This is a genomic window from Novosphingobium silvae (genome assembly GCF_009856825.1).
Taxonomy (GTDB): domain Bacteria; phylum Pseudomonadota; class Alphaproteobacteria; order Sphingomonadales; family Sphingomonadaceae; genus Novosphingobium; species Novosphingobium silvae.
This window is the reverse complement of sequence record NZ_WVTD01000004.1, coordinates 197533-213270: the sequence shown is the minus strand read 5'-3', so window position 1 is coordinate 213270 and position 15738 is coordinate 197533. Positions and strand designations below refer to the sequence as shown.

11 protein-coding genes are annotated in these 15738 nt (G+C 69.2%); 8 read left to right on the top strand and 3 right to left on the bottom strand.

Going from position 1 to position 15738, the window contains the following annotated elements:
* The first annotated feature begins 1 nt into the window (after position 1).
* Together eda and GR702_RS07590 are read left to right on the top strand one after the other, a co-directional pair.
* Positions 2 to 595 (top strand): bifunctional 4-hydroxy-2-oxoglutarate aldolase/2-dehydro-3-deoxy-phosphogluconate aldolase, encoded by a 594-nt coding sequence (gene eda / locus GR702_RS07595; protein WP_160985476.1) that lies wholly within the window; start codon positions 2 to 4, stop codon positions 593 to 595.
* Positions 595 to 3402: a phosphoenolpyruvate carboxylase gene (locus GR702_RS07590; RefSeq protein WP_160985364.1), complete on the top strand. Its 2808-nt coding sequence runs from the start codon at positions 595 to 597 to the stop codon at positions 3400 to 3402. Before eda ends, GR702_RS07590 begins: the two co-directional genes overlap by 1 nt.
* A gap of 441 nt (positions 3403 to 3843) precedes the next feature.
* On the opposite strand, the gene GR702_RS07585 is transcribed toward GR702_RS07590, so the two are convergent.
* The 3 genes from GR702_RS07585 to GR702_RS07575 are packed head-to-tail and all read right to left on the bottom strand — an operon-like array spanning position 3844 to position 8566.
* Entirely contained in the window at positions 3844 to 4926 is a 1083-nt protein-coding gene (locus tag GR702_RS07585; RefSeq protein ID WP_160985363.1) for an NAD(P)H-dependent flavin oxidoreductase, read from the bottom strand.
* 12 nt (positions 4927 to 4938) lie between these two features.
* Complete coding sequence (locus GR702_RS07580; RefSeq protein ID WP_160985362.1) at positions 4939 to 6249, bottom strand: glycoside hydrolase family 130 protein; 1311 nt, start codon at positions 6247 to 6249, stop codon at positions 4939 to 4941.
* The gene (locus tag GR702_RS07575) at positions 6221 to 8566 is read right to left on the bottom strand and encodes a glycosyltransferase family 4 protein (RefSeq protein WP_160985361.1); all 2346 of its coding nucleotides are present in this window, start codon (positions 8564 to 8566) and stop codon (positions 6221 to 6223) included. Before GR702_RS07575 ends, GR702_RS07580 begins: the two co-directional genes overlap by 29 nt.
* Positions 8567 to 8846: 280 nt before the next feature.
* Here GR702_RS07575 and GR702_RS07570 point away from each other — a divergent pair, with 280 nt between their 5' ends.
* The 6 genes from GR702_RS07570 to GR702_RS07545 all read left to right on the top strand — a co-directional run bounded on the left by GR702_RS07570 (position 8847) and on the right by GR702_RS07545 (position 15717).
* Positions 8847 to 9917, top strand: a complete 1071-nt coding sequence (locus GR702_RS07570) for a 2-oxoadipate dioxygenase/decarboxylase family protein (RefSeq protein WP_160985360.1) — start codon at positions 8847 to 8849, stop codon at positions 9915 to 9917.
* 2 nt (positions 9918 to 9919) lie between these two features.
* Positions 9920 to 11338: a succinylglutamate-semialdehyde dehydrogenase gene (gene astD / locus GR702_RS07565; protein WP_419880288.1), complete on the top strand. Its 1419-nt coding sequence runs from the start codon at positions 9920 to 9922 to the stop codon at positions 11336 to 11338.
* A complete protein-coding gene (locus GR702_RS07560) occupies positions 11335 to 12552 on the top strand; it encodes a hydrolase (RefSeq protein ID WP_160985358.1) in 1218 nt (405 codons plus the stop codon). The genes astD and GR702_RS07560 overlap by 4 nt, the downstream gene beginning before the upstream one ends.
* Positions 12549 to 13562 (top strand): arginine N-succinyltransferase, encoded by a 1014-nt coding sequence (locus tag GR702_RS07555; RefSeq protein ID WP_160985357.1) that lies wholly within the window; start codon positions 12549 to 12551, stop codon positions 13560 to 13562. Before GR702_RS07560 ends, GR702_RS07555 begins: the two co-directional genes overlap by 4 nt.
* An 81-nt stretch (positions 13563 to 13643) precedes the next feature.
* Positions 13644 to 14906, top strand: coding sequence for an N-succinylarginine dihydrolase (locus tag GR702_RS07550; RefSeq protein ID WP_160985356.1), 1263 nt, complete (start codon positions 13644 to 13646; stop codon positions 14904 to 14906).
* A 109-nt stretch (positions 14907 to 15015) separates the two neighbouring features.
* On the top strand, positions 15016 to 15717 hold the full coding sequence (locus GR702_RS07545) for an HAD family hydrolase (protein ID WP_160985355.1): 702 nt from the start codon (positions 15016 to 15018) through the stop codon (positions 15715 to 15717).
* The last annotated feature ends 21 nt before the right edge of the window (positions 15718 to 15738 follow it).

Below are 15738 nucleotides of genomic sequence, written 5' to 3'. Positions count from 1 at the left end.
CATGTTGCTGGCGCCGGTCATCCCGGTGCTGGTGATCGAGGATATCGAGCATGCGCTCCCCATCGCGGAGGCTCTCGTCGCGGGCGGCCTTCCCGCGCTCGAGGTGACGCTGCGCACGGAATGCGCGATCGAGGCGATCAAGGTGATGAAGCAGGTTCCCGGCGCCGTAGTGGGCGCGGGCACGGTGCTCTCGCCCGACGACCTCAAGCGCTCGATCGATGCGGGCGCCGAGTTCATCGTCTCGCCCGGCCTCACCCCGATGCTGGCCGAGGCCGCCTACAAGGCGCAGGTGCCCTTCCTGCCCGGCACCGCCAATGCCAGCGACGTCATGTTCGCGCTGGAATGCGGGTTCGACCGGCTGAAGTTCTTCCCTGCCATGGCCGCCGGTGGGCCGCCCGCGCTGAAGGCGATCTCGGCCCCGCTTTCGAGGGCCAAGTTCTGCCCAACCGGCGGCGTTACGCCCGGGAACGCTCCGGAGTGGCTGGCCCTCGATGCCGTGCTGTGCGTCGGCGGGAGCTGGATGGTACCTAAGGGCAAGCCCGATGTCGCTGCGATCGAGGCGGCGGCGCGGCTCGCATCGGGCCTCGCCCGCTGATGGGCGCGGGGGGAGAGGCCGCGCTCGGATCGGTGGACGCGCTCGAAGCAAGGCTGCGCGAGCTGCACAAGCTCACCGCCGAGACACCGCTGTTCAACCCCGTCTTCCAGCTCGGACTGGAACTGTCGCGGGCGCTGGAGAACGGCACGATGGGGCTCGACGACATCGAGGCCCTCGTCGCCGAGATGGAGTGCGAAGGGCTGCGCGCCCGTGCCGCCCGGCTCGACCGCATCCTCGGCGCCGTGCCGCTGGCGGATAACGACGCGCTGATCGACGCCGCTGCCCGGGCGACCGTGGCGGACGACGACTTCGGTGCCTTCGCCTCGCGCTGGCAGCGCCCTGCAGCGCATGTGGTCTTCACCGCGCACCCGACCTTCCTGCTCACCGCCGCGCAGAGCGAGGCGGTCACCGTCTCGGCCTCGAACGGCGACTTCAGCGAAGCCTCGGTCTGCGCCGCCTCCCCGGCGCGCGACACCATCACTCTCGACTACGAGCACGAAGCCGCGATGGCCGCCATCGCGCGCGGGCAGCAGGCGCGCGACCGGATCGTCGGTCGCCTGCTCGACCTTGCCGCCGCCCGCTGGCCCAAGCGCTGGAAGGGGCTGAACCCGATGCCCGTGCGCTTCGCGCACTGGGTCGGCTACGACATGGACGGGCGCACGGACATCTCGTGGTCCACCTCGATCCGATACCGCCTGCTGGAAAAGGCCGAGCGGCTGGCGAGCTATGCGGCAAGCCTCGACGGGGTCGCTCCCGAAGTCGCCGCGCAGCTTTCGCGCGCGCAGGCGCATACGGCCGAGGTGGCGAGCGCCTTCAACCAGGATCTCGCCGATCCCGAGGCTCTCTCGGCTGCCGCGAACGGCCTCACCGCCGCGCACCCGGACAAGCTCGTCAGCCTGGAGGGCGTGATCGCCCGGCTGGAAGACGATGCGCGTCATGCCGACCAGGAACAGGCGCGCGCCCTCCTCGTCGTGGCCGCCGCGATGCGGGCGGACGGGCTTGGCATGGGCTGGGTCCATTTCCGCCTCAACGCCTCGCAGCTGCAGAATGCGATCCGCCGCCGCATCGATCCCGACGGCAAGCTCTCCCTCGCCAGCCAGGCGGCGCTGGTGCGCATGCGCGAACTGCTGGCCGAAGTGAAGCCGCTTCGCTCCAACTTCGCGGCGCTGGCAATCGAGAACTCGACGGCGGTGCGCCAGTTCCTCGCCATGGCGCAGATCCTTGGCCACATCGACGCCGACAGCCCGATCCGGATGCTGGTGGCCGAATGCGAGGAGCCGACCACGGTGCTCGCCGCGCTCTATTTCGCGCGGATGTTCGGGATCGACGACAAGGTCGACGTATCGCCCCTGTTCGAGACCGAGACCGCGCTGGAGCACGGCGGCCGCTTCCTCGATGCCGTGCTGGCCGAGCCCGCCTACCGCGACTATGCGCGCCGCCGGGGCCGCGTCTCCATCCAGACCGGCTTCTCGGACGCGGGCCGCTTCGTGGGGCAGGTGTCGGCAGCGCTCGCCATCGAGCGCCTGCAGGGGCGCCTGGCCGAAGCCATGGCCGCCAACGGCCTTGCCGACGTGTCGGCGCTGATCTTCAACACCGGCGGCGAATCAATGGGGCGCGGGTGCCATCCTTCGTCCATCGACGACCGCTTCGACTGGCAGATGTCGCCCTGGGCCCGGCGCCGGTTCCTGCGCGCGGGCATCCGCCTGGAACCCGAAGTGAGCTTCCAGGGCGGCGACGGGTATCTCTGGTTCGGCTCGCCGGAGCTGGCGCTCGCCACGCTCACGCGGATGATGGAACGCCCGCTCTGGCAGGCCGACGTCAATGCGCCGACCGATCCGTTCTACCGGCGCACCGACCTCAGCCTCGACTTCTACCGCGCGATCCGCTCGGTCCAGCACGCGCATCTCGAAAGCTCGACCTACAGCCGGGCGATCACCGCCTTCGGCCTTGGCCTGCTCAACGACACCGGCAGCCGCAAGTCGCGCCGCCAGTCAGACCTCGCCTCCGACCGCACGATGAACCTGAGGCAGATCCGCGCGATCCCGCATAACGCGATCCTGCAGCAGCTGGGATATCCGGTGAACGTGATCGCGGGGATCGGCACGGCGGCGGACGGCAACCGCGAGGAGATCGCCGCCTTGCTGCGCGAAAGTGCGCGCGGGGCGCAGATCGTGCGACTGGCGCGCGCTGCGAATGCGCTGGCCTCGATCAAGACGGTCTCGGCCTATGGCGAGCTGTTCAACTCCGCCTACTGGGCAAGCCGCCCCTATCGCGGCGGGGAGGAGAACATCGCCGATGCCTGCCTCAAGCTGGCCGAGTACCTGACCAAGGACGATCGCACCGGTGTCTACCGGCGGCTTGCCTCGCGCCTCAGGGTGGATGCGCTGAAACTGCACCGCCTGCTCGACCTTATCCCGGACGAGGCGCCGCTGAAGGACCGCGAGCATACCCGCCGCAGCCTCGGTGTGCTGCAGGCGCTGCGCATCGCGCTGTTCCAGCATATGTTCCTGCGCGCCGTGATGACGCCTTCGTTCAGCCGCGCCAACGACATCAGCCGCGACGACGTGCTGGAGATGTTCTTCACGCTTCGGGTGGAGGATGGCCTGGCCCAGCTGCGGCGCGCCTTTCCCATCCACTTCCCCTCGATCGGAGATTTCGCGGTGGACGCGCCGAGCGACTATCCGGACTCAAGCGCGACGGGCTATGCCGGAATCCACAAGGATTTCATCGAGCCGATCGCCCGGTCCTATGGCCTCAGCCTCAGGATCACCACGGCGCTGGCCAACGAGTTCGGCGCACACGGATAAGCGAGGTCGGCCCGCACTCGTAAAAAGAGGGCGGGCCCGCAGGCACGCCTCATCGCCCGCTGGCGAGTGCGGGGTAACCCCGGAGGGGGGAGAAGTTCAGCGGACGGCAAGGCGGTCGGCGCTGGAGGTTCCTTGCGGGCATCACGCAAGGGCTGCCGGTTTCACGCCTTTTGTTGCCGAGGGCCACGGGAGAGGCTATGAAGAACTCCCGATGGCCGAGCCCGTGCGGTGCGCGGGGGTGACGGGCAGGGCTCGCATCCCATGCCGTCTTCCCTAAGGGCATACCCTCATCTTCGTCCACGCATCCTGGTGTGGCTGTTCCGGTGTCCACGACCGAAGCGCCGACCGCGCCGGGAGAGGGAAAGCGTCAGCTACACGCTCCCGGCCCGCCGCTTGTTCGATCGTGATCCAAGGATCGCAATCGATGCTGCGGCGTATAACCTAAATGGTTCGCATAGTCAAGGCTGCGCGGCGCGTGGCGTCTAGCTCTGCCTTCAGCGTCTCGACCAGCACGGCCGCAGGCAGGCTTCGCGCAAGCGGCGCGCCCTGTCCTGCCCATTGTGCGCCGAAGCCATGCTCGCCCCGCGCCTTCGCGGCGGTGTTGAGCGCCTTTCCGGCGTGATAGGCGATGGGATAGTCCGGGGGCCGCCGGTCTCCCTGCTGCGCGGCCAGCGCGGTGAACCGGTTGGCGAGCGCCCGCGCCGGACGTCCCGAGACCAGCGGCGTCAGCACAGTATGCCAGGCGGCAGGGCCTGCCAGCGCCGTCCGGTAAGCCTCGTCGGCATCGGATTCTGGACAGCCGACGAAAGCGGTGCCCATCTGCGCGGCGACGGCGCCAAGATCGAGCGCGGCGGCGATGCCTGCCCCGTCCATGATGCCTCCCGCTGCGATCACGGGCAGCAGGCCGTCGCGCGCCAGCAGCCGGGTCAGCGCCATGGTGGTCAGCGCATCGTCGGGCGCGGCGGGATCGAACGTGCCGCGATGGCCGCCCGCCTCGATCCCCTGCGCCACGACGGCGTCGATCCCGGCGGCGGCCGCCCGCTGCGCTTCCTCGAGGCTGGTGGCCGTGGCAAGCAGCAGCACGCCGCGTTCCTTCAGCGCCGTGATCGCTTCGGCGGGCGGAAGTCCGAAATGGAAGCTGACCACGGGCGGAGCCTGTTCCACCAGCAGCGCCAGCATCTCCTCGTCGTCGACGAAGCTGCGGTAGGGCGACTGCAGCGCCTGCGGCGGCTCTGCCCCGAACTCGACGAAGAGCGAGCGCAGCCAGTCCGTCCATCCCGCCTCGCGTTCCGGATCGGCTACCGGCGCGGCATGGACGAAGAGGTTGACGTTGAACGGCCGGGTGGTTCGGGCGCGAACCTGCGCGATCATCTCGCGCGCGCCGGCGGCGTCGGTCGCGCCTACGGCGATGGATCCGAGCGCGCCAGCGTTGGAGACTTCCGCCGCCATCAGCGACGTACTCGTTCCCGCCATCGGCGCCTGGATAACCGGGACGCCGAGCGCCAGCCGTTCGATCAGGTTCATGGCGCCCGTCCCTTATTCCATCATGTCCAGCAGCGACTGGATCCTGCAGGTGGCGAAACCCACAGTGCTATCGGAGATGCCGTAGGGGATCAGCAGCTGCTCTCCCACCTTGAGCGCGCCGCACGTGTAGATCACGTTGGGGACATAGCCCGAACGGTCCGCGTTCTCGGCCGTGAGCACGGGATCGGTGGTGCGGGCGAGCACTTTGCTCGGATCGTCGCGGTCGAGCAGCGCGCAGCCCAGCGCATACTTGCGCATGGCGCCCACGCCGTGCGTGAACAGAAGCCAGCCCTCGTCGGTGAGGATGGGGCTGCCGCAGTTGCCGATCTGGATGAACTCCCAGGGGAACTTGGGCTCCATCAGCAGCACGCCTTCGTCGTCCCACTGGTCGATCTTGTCGGAGAACAGGAGGAAGAGGTTCTTCCCGTCCTGCCGGCTCACCATGGCGAAGCGGCCGTCGATCTTCTCGGGGAAGAGCGCCATGCCCTTGTTGCGCCCGGCGGCCCCGCGAATCGGCTCGAGGTCGAACTGGCGGAAGTCGCGCGTGCGAAGAAGCTCGGAGCGGATCGAGCTGCCCGAATAGGCGGTGTAGGTGCCGATCCACTCGTAGTCGCCGCCGCCATGGTCGAAGCGGACCAGGCGAAGGTCTTCGAGCCCGCCTCGCTGCTGCTCGGTGATGGGGAAGATGACCGTGTTCGACAGGCTCGATTCGACGTGGCGGTGCACCGAGACGCTGCAGTCCGCGTCGAACTGGTCTTCCTCGTCCAGCTCCACCGAGGTGGCGAAGGCGGCCTGCGGCCAGAGGCAGAACTCCCCGTCGGGCTCGGCGATGCCTTCGCGAAACGCGATGGAGCTGATGTGCCCTTCGCCCACCGCGCGCAGCGACATGATGAAACGCACGCAGCCGTCCTGCATCCCCGACTGGTCGGGCGATGGGACGATCGACGGGTTCATCAGCGCCGCGGCGGCGAAAGTGTACTCGTGGCAGAAGTACGAGCCGATCAGCCGCTGCTTCGTCTCGGAATAGTCCTCGGCCACCAGCGACATGTTCTCGGCCACTTCGGCGAAGCGGTCGGCGAAGATGCGTTCGGTCTGCCAGTGGCGTTCCTTGAAATCACGCAGCACGCGCTCGTACTCGAGCGCCGCGCGCGCTTCGGTGAGCGCGGCGACGTCCTCTACGAGGCGCAGGGCCCGGCCGCCGGGAGCATTCTTCGCCTGCCAGCCCAGGTGGAAGGGCCGCAGCACCACCCGCGACGGGTCGGCGTGCAGGCGGGTATCGAAGATGCGTAGCGGTTCAGACCAGACGTTCTCGGGCCGGTTCAAGCAAGTCTCCTTCCCGGTTCAGGGGTGTGGATGTAGACGGCTCGTGGACCAGCTTCATAAGCGCATAATGCGACAACTGGAAGGCCAGTAAGGATTCGGCCCCGCAGTTTGCATTGGCGCCGCGCGGCGTCACGCCGTCGCGGCAGCGGCCTGTCGCGATGTCCGCGAGCACGGCGCCCCGGTCGTTGTCGCCGAAGAACCAGCGCCAGGCGACAAGGGCATGATCGAACCAGAAGGCCCCGCTCGTGGCGTTCCAGGCGGACAGTGCCGCCTCTATCGCGGCCTGTGCCTCGAGCGGCTGCTGGTCGAAAGGCAGATAGCTGTGCTCGCGGTGGAAGCTTTCCGAGCCGATCGGGCGGAACTGCCCCTTGGCCGAGACCTGCTGCGCGCAGATCCACTGCAGCGTCTCCAAGCCCGCGCCGGTCCATTCCTCGCGGCCGAGCGCCATCCCGGCCTCGACCAGCGCCTGCGATAGGCGGGGATTGTCGTAGCCGAGGACGGCCTCGAACCAGGCCCAGTCCGGGCGGCGTCCTTCGCCGAGCAGGCGCATCAGGAAGTCGCCGCCATGCTCCACGAGCTTGCGCGAGGCCTCGTGCCCCGGATCGCGGCGCAGGACCGCACAGGCGCCCAGCATGGCAAAGCCGATGGCGCGCGGTGAGCTGAGCGGTTCGAGCGCTTTCAGCACTTCGTCGTAGAGATGGAGGCCCCAGGCGGCGAGGCCTTCGTCGGGCGCGCACTCGTAAGTCTGACCCAGTGCCCAGACCGCCCGTCCGTTCGAATCCTCCGATCCCTCGTCCTCGCACCAGCTGCGGTCGAAGCGCATGAAGTTGCGGAAGCGGCGAAGATCGGGGTTCCAGGCCGACTGCACGAAGGAGGCGTAGACGAGGCTCCACTTCATCCGCTCAGCGGCGGGCATTCCCTGCGCCAGGTTCATGAGCATGAGTGCGCGGGCATTGTCGTCCAGGCAGTAGCCGTGGCGGCGATCGGGCACCACGCCGACCGAGTGCTGCAGCATCCCGGTGCCGTCGCTCATCGCCAGCACGGCCGAGAGACCCGGCGTCGCGGTGAGCGGCGGCGCTTCCGCCTTGTCGGGCAGCGCGGCGACGGCAAGGCGGGCAGTCGCATCGGCGAAGCGCGGCCAGATCGTCTCGCGGCCACGCGCATAGGCGCGGCGCTGCATCGCCGCCATCTCGGCCGGATCGTCGAGCAGCGCGTTGACCGCACGGGCGATCGCCTCGCTGGAATGCGGCTCGATCAGGCTGCCCACGCCCTGGCCCAGCAGTTCGCGGGCGTGGACGTAGGGCGTCGACACGACGGCCTTGCCCAGTGCGACCGCATAGCTCAGCGTGCCCGAAGTGGACTGCTGAAGCCCCGGATAGGGCGTGAGATAGATGTCGCAGGCCTCGAGCTGGTCGAGGAGTTCGTCGGTTTCGAGAAACCGGTTGTCCCAGGCGATATGTCGCGCGACGCCCAGTTCCTGCGCCAACGCCGCCAGCGTGTCGCGATAGGCCTCGCCGTCGCGCGCGACGAGATTGGGGTGCGTGGCGCCGACGATCCGGTAGAGCGCCTCGGGGTGCCGCTCGACGATGGCGGGAAGCGCCCGAATGGCATGCTCCAGCCCCTTGCCCGGACCCAGGAGCCCAAACGTCATGAGCACCTTGCGCCCGGTGAGGCCAAGGCGGGCCTTGAACTCGTCCTGCCGGCCGAACGGACGGTCTGGCGCGCCATGGTCGATCACCTCGAGGATGCGCGCGGGCGCGCCGTACTCGTGCTCGAGCAGGTCGCGCGAGTGGCGCGACATGACCATGATGCGCGAGGCGCGCGTCACCAGATGGCGCAGGATCGCGCGCTGCCGCTCCGAAGGTTCGCTCAGGACCGTATGAAGCGTGAGCACCAGCGGCGGGGCGAGCCGATCGACGAAGGACAGCACCATCTCGCCGTCCGCGCCGCCGAAGATGCCGTACTCGTGCTGGAGCCAGACGGCGTCCACACCCGATTCGTTGATGCGGCGGGCCGCGGCGGCGTAGGCTTCCGGATCGTCGCAGGCGATCGTGCCGGCCACGCCTTCATAAGCGAGCGGCGCGCGCGGATCGTCGAGCGCATGGACCTCGACCGCGACTTCGGGATGATGGGCGCGCAGCTTCTCGCAGATGTCGGTGGTGAAAGTGGTGATCCCGCACTTGCGCGGCGCGAAGTTGCCAACCAGCGCAAGACGCATCGGGCGCGCCGTTACCGCCGGCACGACATCGAAGATCGAGCGTACTTCGGCGCCGTCGCGGTCCTGGTGCAAGTCATGCGATTTTGGCGAATAGGCCATGTGCACCCCGTGAACTGCAGATGAATGTATCCACCGCAGAATTCCCCACATGACGTTTCGGTTTCACGTTGCACTGCAAAAAATGGGCCGGATGCTCCGTGGAGCCGATATGGCGTTGCGACCTGGCTTGCCACGCTCACTTGTGATCGCTCCTGTGGAGCCTGTCGTGCCATCCAGCACCCTTGCAGGGGCGGCGCGCGGCGGATCGTTACTGCGATGGACTTCCCTGTCACGCTTTCCTATGTTTCCTGCTCACGCAACAATCATAAACGAGGACGCCATGGCCTCGGCCTCTCGCAGCCCAGCGGAAAGCCTTCGAACCATCCACGAACTGCTCTCGCCGCTCGTCGGGAGGGAGCGTGCCTTGCAAGTGCTCTCCACCCTCTCCATCGCCCCGGAACTTGGCAGGGCGTTCGCAGGAGGCACCGGAAGGGCGAGCCGCGCGCAAGTCGCCATGGCGCTCAATGCGGCGCTGTTCCTCGACCTGCTGGAGCGCGTGCCCACTGCGGCGCGCTATGTGGAGGACATGCGCGGCGGAGCGTTCGGGCCTGCAGGAGAAGCGCCCGAAGGAGCGATCGTCTTCGACCATGGCGCCCTGCGCACCATCGATGGCCCCACCGGCGCCCTGCCGCGCGGGCACGAGGCGTTCCTGCGCTTCCTGGCCCCGCTCGGCTACGAGGTGCGCGGCCTCTACCCACTTCCGGCGCTGACGATGACGGGACGGGCGCTTGTCCAGGCGGACCTGCCCGAGGCGGTGCCGCAGTTCTTCGTCTCCGAACTGCACGTCGACCAGCTAGCCCCGGCTGCGCAGGCAGCGGCGGAGGCGATCTTCGGCTCCTCGACCGATCCGCTTGGCGAGCCCGAGCGCCGCGCGCTGGACGCCATCGCGCGCGAGGGCGACTGCACGGTGGAAGACGGCGTGACGATCCTTCGCGGCGCGCTGCGCGCGTTCGACCGGCAGCACCCCGTCCCCGCCCTCGATGACTACCAGGCCCTCCTCGCCCACAGCAAGGAAGGCGCCTGGATCGCGACCGAGGGCAACGCCTTCAATCACGCCACCACCCGGGTGCCGGACGTCGTCTCCCATGCCGAAGAGCTGAAGGCGGCCGGCTATCCGCTCAAGCCCTCCGTCGAGATTTCGCGCAACGGGCGCGTGCGCCAGACCGCCATCCTCGCCGACAAGGTGGCGCGCCCCTTCCGCCTCGCGGACGGGAGCGAAACCATGCTCGAAGTGCCGGGCTCGTTCTACGAATTTATCAGCCGCGACGTCGATCCGGGGACCGGCACTCTCGACCTCACCTTCGACAGCGGCAACGCCACCGGCATCTTCGCGGTGACGAGAGGGGCATGACGATGCTGCGATCCTTCGATCCCGCCAGCGGCGACCTCGTCTGGGAAGGCGAAAGCGCAGGCGCCGACGCCGTCGCCGCCGCTCTGCTGCGTGCGCGCCACGCCTTCCCGGCATGGCGCGCGCTGCCCGTCGAGACGCGCGTCGCCGTGGCCGGGCGCTACCGCGACGCGCTGGAAGCGCGCAAGGACGAGATCGCCCGCATCATCTCGCGCGAGACCGGCAAGCCCTTGTGGGAGACGCAGTCCGAAGTCGCCTCGATGATCGGCAAGGTGGGCCTTTCCATCGCCGCCCAGGCCGAGCGGGCGGGCGAGAAGCGCAGCGCCATGCCTTTCGGCGAGGCGGTCCTGCGCCACCGGCCGCACGGCGTCATGGCCGTGCTCGGCCCCTTCAACTTCCCCGGCCACCTGCCCAACGGCCACATCGTTCCCGCCCTGATCGCGGGCAACACAGTGGTCTTCAAGCCTTCCGAGATGACGCCGGCGACGGGCGCCGCCATGGCCGAGTGCTGGGCGCAAGCGCTGGCCGACCATCCCTTCGTGTTCCAGTGCATCCAGGGCGGGCGGGAGACCGGCGAGGCTCTGGTCGCGGGGCATATCGACGGCCTGCTCTTCACCGGCTCGGCGGGCGCGGGCGCGCACTTCCGCCGCGTCTTCGCGGACCGTCCGGACGTCATCCTCGCTCTCGAACTGGGCGGCAACAACCCGCTGGTCGTGTGGGACGCCGAGGATGTGGAGGAAGCGGCGGCGGTGGTCGTGCAGTCCGCCTTCATCACCACCGGGCAGCGCTGCTCGTGCGCGCGGCGGCTGATCGTGCCCGACAGCGTCTTCGGCTCCGCGCTGGTGGATGCCGTGGCGGCGCTCGCCCGGCGCATTTCCATCGGCGCCTGGGACGAGAGCCCGGAGCCCTGGATCGGCCCCCTCATCTCCGATGCCGCCGCCCGGTCCGCCCGCGCCCGCGTGGACGACCTTTCCGGCCGGGGCGCGAAAGTGATCCTGCCCTTCACCGGCGTGGAGGGCCGCTCCGACGCGTTCGTGACCCCCGGAATGCTGGACGTGACCGGCACGTTCGTCCCCGACGAGGAGATCTTCGCGCCGGTCCTGCAAGTCAGCCGCGTGGCCGATTTCGATGCCGCGATGGCGGCGGCCAACAACACCCGCTTCGGCCTTTCCGCCGGCTTCGTCAGCGCCGACGACGCGCTGTGGGAGCGGTTCGCGCTCGAATCGCGCGCAGGCGTCGTCAACCGCAACCGGCCGACCACGGGCGCTGCGGGCTCGATGCCCTTCGGCGGCCTGGGCGAAAGCGGGAACCACCGGCCCAGCGCCTACTATGCGGCCGACTACTGCGCCTATCCGGTCGCCAGCTTCGAGGCCGGACACGCGGGCGGCAACATGGGCGCGATCTCGGACAGGCTGCGCGCATGAGCGGCCTCGCCCCTTCCGAGCAGGACCTGCTTGCCCCCATCGAACGCGCGCCCATCCTTTCGCGCACGCTGGAATGGGCCTCGATCAACAGCGGCACCGCCAATCTCGACGGGCTGGCCGCAATGGCGGGCTACCTTGCGGATGCGCTCGCGCAGCTTCCCGGCGAAGTAAGGCTGGTGGAACCCGCCAGGGTGGAGAAGGTCGATGCGGCAGGGCGCCTGCGCGAAGTCGGCCATGGCCGCCACCTCGTCCTGTCCGTCCGCCCCGGTGCCGAGCGCCGCGTGCTCCTGACCGGGCACATGGACACCGTCTACCCGCGCGAACATGCCTTCCAGTCCTGCACCTGGCTGGACGACGACACTCTGAACGGCCCGGGCACGGCGGACATGAAGGGCGGCCTCGCGCTGATGCTGGCAGGGCTCGCCGCCTACGAGAACGCGGCGCCCGCACTCGGCTACGACGTGCTCGTCAACAGCGACGAGGAGACAGGGTCGCTTTCCTCCGCCGCGCTGATCGCCGAGCTTGCGCGCGACAAGATCGCCGCCCTGACCTACGAGCCGGCGCTGCCCGACGGCTCGATGGCGCGCGCCCGGCCGGGCTCGGGCAACTACGCCGCGGTGGTGACAGGCCTCTCCGCCCACGCCGGGCGCAATCCCCAGGACGGCCGCAACGCCGTCGTCGCGGCGAGCGACCTTGCCCTGCGGCTCGCCGCCGCCGTGCGCGAGGGGCTGACCATCAATCCCGCGCGGATCGAGGGCGGCGCGCCCAACAATACCGTGCCCGACCTTGCCGTCCTGCACTTCAACCTGCGGCCGCGCACCCCCGCGCTGGCGCAAGAGGCGCAGGCGTTGATCGATGCCACCGCAGCTGAGGTCGGCGCGGCGCATGGCGTACAGGTCCATGTCCACGGCCAGGTCTCGCGCCCGCCGAAACCGGTTACGCCCGCCACCGAGGCGCTGTTCGGGCTTGCCAGCCGCGCCGCCGCCGACCTCGTCGCGCTTGGAGGCCAGCCGATGCGCTGGCAGGATACCGGCGGCGTGTGCGACGGCAACAACATCGCCGCCTGCGGGGTGCCCGTGCTCGACACGATGGGCGCGCTGGGCGGCTCGATCCATTCGCCACAGGAGTTCATGATCGCCAGTTCCCTGGATGCCCGCGCCCGGCTGACCGCGCTGGTCATGCACCGCCTTGAGCGCGAAGGCCTTGCCGCATGACCTTTCTGCTGAGAACCGCGCGCGAGAAGGACCTCGAGGCGCTCTATCGCATGGCCAAGGGCACCGGCGGCGGCTTCACCAACCTCCCGCCCGACCGGCCGACGCTCCGGGCCAAGCTGGAGCGCGCCGCGAAAAGCTTCGCGCGCGACGACGGCAAGATTGCCGACGATCTCTTCGTCTTCATCCTGGAGGACACATCCGAGGGCAAGGTGCGGGGCACCTGCCAGGCCTTTTCGCAAGTGGGGATGGAGCTGCCGTTCTACTCCTACCGGATCGGGCGGATCACCCAGCATTCGAAGGAACTGGACCGCACGTTTCGCGCCGAGATGCTGACGCTGTGCACCGATCTTGACGGGGCGAGCGAAGTGGGCGGCCTCTACCTCGATGCGGCGGAGCGTTCGGCGGGCATCGGCAAGCTGCTGGCGCGCAGCCGCTACCTGTTCATCGCCATGCACCGCAACCGCTTCGGCGACACGACGCTGGCCGAACTGCGCGGCGCCATCGACGATGCCGGCAACTCGCCGTTCTGGGACGGGCTTGCCGGGCGCTTCTTCGACATGAGCTTTCGCGACGCGGACGAGTTCAACGGCAAGCACGGCAACCAGTTCATCGCCGATCTCATGCCCAAGCACCCCATCTACACCGCCCTTCTGTCCGAAGCGGCGCGGCAGGTGATGGGCCAGCCCCACTACTCCGGTCGCCCGGCGATGCGCATGCTGGAAAGCGAGGGCTTCGCTTTCCAGAACTATGTCGACATCTTCGACGGGGGCCCGACGATGATCGCGCGCACCGACCAGATCCGCACCATCCGCGATGCGCGCATGGTCAGCGTTTCGGCGCTGGCGCCTGCGGTGGGCGAGCCTGCGCACCTGGTCGCGACGGGCCGGCTGGCGGACTTCCGCGTCTGCCTCGGCCAGGTGGGCCAGGACGGCTCGCTCGACGAAGGCGCGGCGGCCCTGCTCGGCGTGAGCGCCGGGGACGCGATCACTTACGCGCCGGCCGTGACGTGAGCGGGGGCATACCGCATGCGTCCGCACGGCGGCGCGCGAAAGCGACTTCCCCCCTCCCCTTCGAAGGATAGGCCCGGCTCCATGCTCACCGAGATCAACTTCGACGGCATCGTCGGCCCCAGCCACAACTACGCCGGGCTGAGCCTCGGCAATCTCGCTTCGGCCAGGAACTTCGGCAGGGTCTCGGCTCCGCGTGCGGCAGCGCTTCAGGGACTGGCGAAGATGCGCGCGAACCTGGAGCGGGGCCTGCCACAGGGTTTCTTCCTGCCCCAGCGCCGCCCGGACGAGGGCTGGCTACGCCGCCTGGGCACGGACATGGAGGCGGCAAGCGCGGTACTGCGCGCAAATGCCATGTCGGCCTCCTCGATGTGGGCGGCCAATGCCGCCACCGTCTCGCCCGCGCCGGACACCGCGGACGGACGCTGCCATCTGACGGCGGCGAACCTCGTCACGATGCCGCACCGCAGTCACGAATGGCGCGAGACGCTGGCGCAGCTGCGGCTCGCCTTCGCCTCGCAAGACCATTTCGTCGTCTACCCGCCCGTCCCGGCTCCTTTCGGGGACGAAGGCGCGGCCAACCACATGCGCCTGTGCGCAGGGCACGGATCGCCCGGGGTCGAGGTCTTCGTCTACGGCGTCGCCGGGGGCGCCTTCCCCGCCCGCCAGCACCGCGAGGCGAGCGAGGCGGTGGCGCGCATCCACGGCTTGGCAGGCGAACGCACCGTGTTCGCGCGCCAGTCGGACGAGGCGATCGCGGCAGGCGCGTTCCACAACGACGTCGTCGCCGTCGCCAACGAGCGGGTGCTGTTCACGCACGAACTCGCCTTCGCCGAGCGCGACAGGTTTTACGCGGAGCTGCGCGAGAAGCTGCCGGAAGTGGAGATCGTCGAGGTTCCCGCTGCCGAGGTAAGCCTGGCCGACGCGATCGCATCGTACCTGTTCAACGCCCAGCTGGTCACGCTGCCCTCGGGCGAGATGGCGCTCGTCCTGCCAAGCGAAGCGCGCGAGACACCGTCGGTCTGGCGCTGGCTGGAGGCCCATGTCGCCGGGAACGGGCCCGTGCGCCACCTCTTCGTCCACGATCTTCGCGAAAGCATGGCCAATGGCGGCGGCCCCGCCTGCCTGCGCCTGCGCGTGGTAGCGGACCCTGCCACCATCGACCCGCGCTTCATGGCGAGCGCGGACAAGCTCGATCTCGTCGAAGCGCTCGTCTCGCGCCTGTGGCCCGAACGCATCGCGGTGGAGGACCTTGCCGACCCGGCGCTCTGGCGCGCCTGCGTGGAAGCGCGCACCGCGCTCTGCATAGAGCTCGGCCTATCCGAGCTGAACCGGGCGGAGTTCTGAGCAAGAGCCGCCGCGATGGCGGCGGCTTTCACCAGCGGAATGCGCGAAAGCGAACCTTCCAATCTGTTTTTGCAATCGTCGATCCACAAACCCACCTCATATGGAAGGCATGGCCACCATCTCCCAATCCGCTCGCACCCCCGCCCTGCCCGATCCGATCCGCGCCGCGATCTTCGACATGGACGGCACCCTGCTGGAAAGCGAAGCGGCGCAGCACCGCGCCTTCGAGGAAACCGGGCACGCGCTGGGCTGGCCGATGGAGCCCGATGTCCTTGCCGCGATGATCGGCATCAACCGTGACGCGAACCGGCGGATGCTGGCCGAGCGGCTCGGCCCGGACTTCCCGCTGGACCGCTTCTACGCCGAATCGGACGCGCTGTTCGAGGCGTCGGTGGAGGCTGGCCTGCCGCTGCGCCCCGGGGCTGAGGTCATCCTCGATCACTTCCGCGACGCTGGCGTGAAGCTGGCGCTCTGCACTTCGACGGAAGGCGGGAAGGCACAGGCCCGGCTTGAGCGGGCGGGGCTGCTGCATTATTTCGACGCCGTGGTTACCCGCAGCGACGTGACGCACCCCAAGCCGCATCCCGAACCCTATCTCCTTGCCGCGAGCCGCCTCGGCGTGGATCCCGCCGACTGCGTGGCGGTGGAGGACAGCTACGCCGGCGTCAGCTCGGCAGTTGCGGCGGGCATCGCCACCGTCATGGTGCCCGACCTGCTCCCCGCGACCGAGGAGCAGACCATGGCCGCCGCCCGGGTCCTGCCCAGCCTCACGGCCCTTCGCGACCTGCTGCTGGCACCTACCGAGAGCTGACGGCTCTTCCCCTCCCCACCC

Excerpts from the sequence above, each read along its gene's own strand:
- GR702_RS07570 (WP_160985360.1), top strand. The coding sequence starts at position 8,847 with ATGGCCTCGGCCTCTCGCAGCCCAGCGGAAAGCCTTCGAACCATCCAC.
- GR702_RS07590 (WP_160985364.1), top strand. The coding sequence starts at position 595 with ATGGGCGCGGGGGGAGAGGCCGCGCTCGGATCGGTGGACGCGCTCGAA.
- eda (WP_160985476.1), top strand. The coding sequence starts at position 2 with ATGTTGCTGGCGCCGGTCATCCCGGTGCTGGTGATCGAGGATATCGAG.
- astD (WP_419880288.1), top strand. The coding sequence starts at position 9,920 with ATGCTGCGATCCTTCGATCCCGCCAGCGGCGACCTCGTCTGGGAAGGC.
- GR702_RS07585 (WP_160985363.1), bottom strand. The coding sequence starts at position 4,926 with ATGAACCTGATCGAACGGCTGGCGCTCGGCGTCCCGGTTATCCAGGCG.
- GR702_RS07575 (WP_160985361.1), bottom strand. The coding sequence starts at position 8,566 with ATGGCCTATTCGCCAAAATCGCATGACTTGCACCAGGACCGCGACGGC.
- GR702_RS07545 (WP_160985355.1), top strand. The coding sequence starts at position 15,016 with ATGGCCACCATCTCCCAATCCGCTCGCACCCCCGCCCTGCCCGATCCG.
- GR702_RS07550 (WP_160985356.1), top strand. The coding sequence starts at position 13,644 with ATGCTCACCGAGATCAACTTCGACGGCATCGTCGGCCCCAGCCACAAC.
- GR702_RS07555 (WP_160985357.1), top strand. The coding sequence starts at position 12,549 with ATGACCTTTCTGCTGAGAACCGCGCGCGAGAAGGACCTCGAGGCGCTC.
- GR702_RS07560 (WP_160985358.1), top strand. The coding sequence starts at position 11,335 with ATGAGCGGCCTCGCCCCTTCCGAGCAGGACCTGCTTGCCCCCATCGAA.